The sequence below is a fragment of the Nocardia sp. NPDC055050 genome, assembly GCF_053608345.1.
The window spans coordinates 147,524-147,913 of record NZ_JBSGVG010000015.1 but is presented as its reverse complement, the minus strand read 5'-3'; the positions used below and the strand labels follow the sequence as shown (position 1 = coordinate 147,913).

General features: G+C 71.8%; 1 protein-coding gene. It reads right to left on the bottom strand.

The window, feature by feature from the left end:
* Window positions 1-52 precede the first annotated feature (52 nt).
* Window positions 53-247 carry a ferredoxin gene (locus ACWGCN_RS18425; protein WP_067444696.1) on the bottom strand — a complete coding sequence of 65 codons (195 nt, stop codon included), beginning with the start codon at window positions 245-247 and terminating at the stop codon, window positions 53-55.
* Window positions 248-390: the final 143 nt, after the last annotated feature.

The window sequence follows — 390 nt, the reverse complement described above, 5'->3', positions numbered from 1 at the left end:
ACCCGCCTCCGTGGGAGGCGGGTTTCTGCATTCGACCTTCTCGGACGCGGAGCTAGCTCTCGCCCAACGCGATCGCCATCGTCGGGCAGGCCGACGCCGCCGAGCGGACCTCCGATTCGGTGGCACCACCCGGATATTCGTCGACCACCACGGCCAGGTCCTCGGCGTTCACCTCGAACACCGTCGGCGCGATACCCGCGCACAGGGCATGGCCCTCACATTTGGTCCCGTCGACCGACACCCTCATGACCGTTCTCCGCCTTCGTTGTTTCTCGGGGTCGGGGCCCCCCCCCCCCGGGGGGCGGCCGGGGGGGTTTGTTTTGAGTTACCCCCCCCGCCGGGGGGCGGGGGCGCCCGGGGGGGTTGCGGGCCCCGGGGGGGGCCCAGAAA